The organism is Intrasporangium sp. (assembly GCF_030452765.1).
In the GTDB taxonomy this organism is placed as follows: domain Bacteria; phylum Actinomycetota; class Actinomycetes; order Actinomycetales; family Dermatophilaceae; genus Intrasporangium_A.
In genome coordinates this window covers 1-3,290 of record NZ_JAKDLO010000296.1, presented here as the reverse complement: position 1 = coordinate 3,290, position 3,290 = coordinate 1, and the positions used below count along the sequence as shown (strand labels likewise).

3 protein-coding genes and 1 pseudogene are annotated in these 3,290 nt (G+C 69.0%); 2 read left to right on the top strand and 2 right to left on the bottom strand.

Annotated features, from left to right (window positions below; translation table 11 throughout):
* Positions 1–335 precede the first annotated feature (335 nt).
* Complete coding sequence (locus L0H79_RS21620; protein WP_301486806.1) at positions 336–1,448, top strand: hypothetical protein; 1,113 nt, start codon at positions 336–338, stop codon at positions 1,446–1,448.
* Between the two features lie 348 nt (positions 1,449–1,796).
* A complete protein-coding gene (locus tag L0H79_RS21615; RefSeq protein ID WP_301486805.1) occupies positions 1,797–2,057 on the top strand; it encodes a hypothetical protein in 261 nt (86 codons plus the stop codon).
* Positions 2,058–2,149: 92 nt separating this feature from the next.
* On the opposite strand, the gene L0H79_RS21610 is transcribed toward L0H79_RS21615, so the two are convergent.
* Together L0H79_RS21610 and L0H79_RS21605 are read right to left on the bottom strand one after the other, a co-directional pair.
* On the bottom strand, positions 2,150–2,866 hold the full coding sequence (locus L0H79_RS21610; RefSeq protein WP_301486804.1) for a hypothetical protein: 717 nt from the start codon (positions 2,864–2,866) through the stop codon (positions 2,150–2,152).
* Positions 2,859–3,290, bottom strand: a pseudogene (locus L0H79_RS21605) (hypothetical protein); the annotation flags it as partial. The gene L0H79_RS21610 and the pseudogene L0H79_RS21605, both read right to left, overlap by 8 nt.

Sequence of the window (3,290 nt, the reverse complement as noted above, 5' to 3'; positions counted from 1 at the left end):
CATGAACCTGGCAGAAAACCGCTCAGGACGGTCCCATGCTCATGGCAGGCGACACCGACACTGGCTGCCACCTTCGGTCACTGCGCAGACCCGCGTGGCCGGCTCTCGGTCGGGTGCGTGACGGATCCCGACGGCCGGTCAAAGCGGGTGACGGTCGGCGGATCGTGCTGGGCGGGGTCAGTCGTCGCGCGCATCGCTGCTCGACCTGGGGCGGCGCCCCCCTCCCCCATGCCCCGTCGGCTGGCGTGGCATCTACCGAGACGAGATCACTTACGTTACGTGTTTCGTTTCGTATTTCGTTTCGTTGCGTTACGTTTCATGATATCGTCATTGACATGAGCATCGAAGCCGTCGTGCAGGAGTCCGAGCAGCGCACCTGCCGTTTCCCCGGGTGCTCCCGTCCCCCGGCCGTGCTGGAGCCTGGCGCGACGGGGCGCCCGCCCGAGTACTGCACGGACCCCACCCACACGAAGGGGGCAGCGTGGCGGGCGCGGGAGCGTCAACGCAAGGACACCGGGCCCGTCGTGGAGACCCGCCCGGTTGACGCCGCCCGCCGCCGAGCGGGAGAGATCACCGGCCAGCTCACCGGGATGGCCGAGCTGCTGGCCGACCAGCTCGCCGTGGTGCTCGAACAGCTGCGGACCCTGACCGACCCGGACGCGGCCGCAGCCCAGATCGAGGCCGTCACGACCGAGACGGCCGAACAGGTCGCCGCCGCGAACGCCCGCGCGTCCCGAGCCGAGGCCAGAACCCGGCAAGCCGAGCTCGACCAGGCCGAGGCCGATGACGCCGCCGACGAGGCCACCACCCGCGCCGTCGAGCTCGAGGCCGCCCTGGCCGCCAGCGAGGCGGAGCGGGCCGCAGCCGTCGAGCACAGCGCGAACCTGGAGAACGAGCTCAGGACCACCCAAGAGCAAGCGGCACAGGCCCACCAAGAGGCGTCCGAGCAACTCGAACAGCTCCGCGACACCCTTCGTACCGTCCAGGACCGCGCCACCACCGCCGAACACCAGCGCGATGCCGCGACCTCCCGGGCTCAGAACGCAGACCGCGCCCAGGCCGCGGCCGAGCAGCGCGCCACGGACGCTGAAACCCGCACGGCCACCGAAGAGGACCGCAGAACCCAGGCCGAGACCGTCGCCAGCACGCTACGCCAGCAGCTCGACGCCGCCCGGGAACAGCTCCAGGCCGCCCGGGAAGCGACCGGCGAGGCGCGTAGCGCTCTCGCCGTGGCCACCGCCGAACGCGACGCCGCCCGCCAGGACGTGCAACGCGAACAAGCCCATGCCGAGCAACGCGTGGTGGACCTGCGCGGCGCCTACGACGCGCAACTAGCCCAGCTGCGCGACGAACTCGGCCAAGTACGGACCGAGGCCAGCCGAGAGACCGCACGGCTTGCAGACCTGCTCACCAAGGCCACCCAGCAGACACGTGGGAAGGCGCAATGACCGCTCCCTCGCGTAGCCGGCCACGTTCGGCGCGGTCTCGGCATTCCTTGCTCGGTGAGCAAGTTCGCTCGGTCACCCGCGGAACTGGAGCTGTCCTGGCCAGGATGGCGCGCAGCCCCAGCCCCTGGACCCTCGTTTAAACACCTGCTATGAACCCCGCCGGAGCCGGCTAAGTTCCGGGGGGGCCGTCAAGCGACAACTCTGGCAAGCTACTCTGCGACCTGCCCGGCCTGCGTGTTCGGTAAGAAGGTTGTCGTGTAGTTGCGCGATGCGTTGGGCCCTAGGGCGAGCACACTTCTTATCGGTACATTAGGGGTGTTACGTACTTTCTCGTACCGGGAGCACAGCATGACTATCGTTCACGCGACAACGTTCTCCAAGGAAGCCTTGGACAAGGTAGAAGCTGCTGCGAAGGCGGCGACTGCAGTGGAGGGAGTCGTCGGCTACCGAATTCTGGGGGGCCAAGACACGGTTACCCTCCTTCTCGAAGTTGCCGATCATGCGACCTTCGACAGGATCGCGGAGCACGCCGAGGCCCGCAAGGCCTCTGAAGCCCTTTGGGAGACGGATCCCCCGAAGAGTCACGAGTTTCTGCACGTGCTGAGTTGATCGTTCCCGCCCGGACCTCACCGGCGACACGAAGGTGACCATGGCAGCAGTCATCGCAGGATCGCCGCCGTCTCTATGGTGGCGGGGCACCTTCAGCTCGAGGTGGTGGCGACCCGGAGGGCGGCGATGACCACGAGGGTGGCTGTGACGGGTCCTTCAATAGGGTGTTCGGCGGTCTCAACTCCTGTTTGCGCGAGGTCGCGGGTTCGCGTGAAGGTGGCGTGCTCGTCGTGGGTGAAGCGGGCGGTGATCTGGGTGCTGGCGGTTCCGCGCTTGTTCTGCCCGCGGGGGACGAGCCCGGGGGCCGGCTCGGTCAGGGTGAGCACCTCGTTGACGACGTCTTCCTGCCGGCTGGTGCAGGTCCAGGCGATCAGCTGACCCCAGGAGGGCTTGCCGCGGCCTTTGACGAGGTCTTCCGCGTTGTCGTAGAGCTCGATCGGAACCCGGGCCGCGGTGGTCGTGATCCGGCTGCTTCCCGCCTTGGTCAGGGGTGGTCGACCGCCTACTCCCCTGGGCTCGTCGACCGGCGTGAGACTTGAGCCTTCATCCTCGGCCGGGCCGGGCAGGTCCGGGACCGTTCGGAGCGGCGACGGCGCGGCAGCCGGCGGCGCCGCGGCGGGAGCACCTGACGGGGACTGCCTGGTGGGGCTGCGGTGCAGGGACGGGGCTTTTGCCGGTGTCTGGTCCGCGGTGCGCGGCAGAAGGTCGCTCAGGGGGGCTGTGGGGAACGTGGGGTCGACGTCGTCGCGGTCGGTGCGGTTCAGGTCGAAAGCGTTGGCCCGGGCCCGGCGAGGTTTCAGCTCAGACATATGCGGCCTCCCGCTCACTGATCCGGGTGAGGATCTCGCGGGTCAGGGCCTCATAGTCACCGGCCAGGCCCGAGCCGCTGTTCTTGCTGTTGGACCACCAGGCCGTGTTGTCGCTGCTGGCGCGGTGCTCGCCTCGGGCCCGCTCCCGCAGCCCGGCCAGGCGTGACTTGCGCTGGGAGACCGCCTCCCCCGCGACGTCGTGGGCGCTCATCCCGTGCCGGCGGGCGTCGATGCTGTTGGCGTCGCTGTAGCGGATCATCGCCTCGAAGGGCTGGGCCGCGTCTCCGAGGGCTTCGGTGAGCTCGCTGCGGATGGCGCGGTTGCGGGCGGTGGCCTGGTGGTTGATCTTGGTGAGCACGGCGCCGAGGAACTCGATCTCCGCGCCGGCCTGCTTCGCGGTGACGAACCGGGCGCCCATCTTGTC

Bases quoted from the DNA above. Each gene is read 5' to 3' on its own strand.
- L0H79_RS21615 (WP_301486805.1), top strand. From the start codon at position 1,797: ATGACTATCGTTCACGCGACAACGTTCTCCAAGGAAGCCTTGGACAAG.
- L0H79_RS21610 (WP_301486804.1), bottom strand. From the start codon at position 2,866: ATGTCTGAGCTGAAACCTCGCCGGGCCCGGGCCAACGCTTTCGACCTG.
- L0H79_RS21620 (WP_301486806.1), top strand. From the start codon at position 336: ATGAGCATCGAAGCCGTCGTGCAGGAGTCCGAGCAGCGCACCTGCCGT.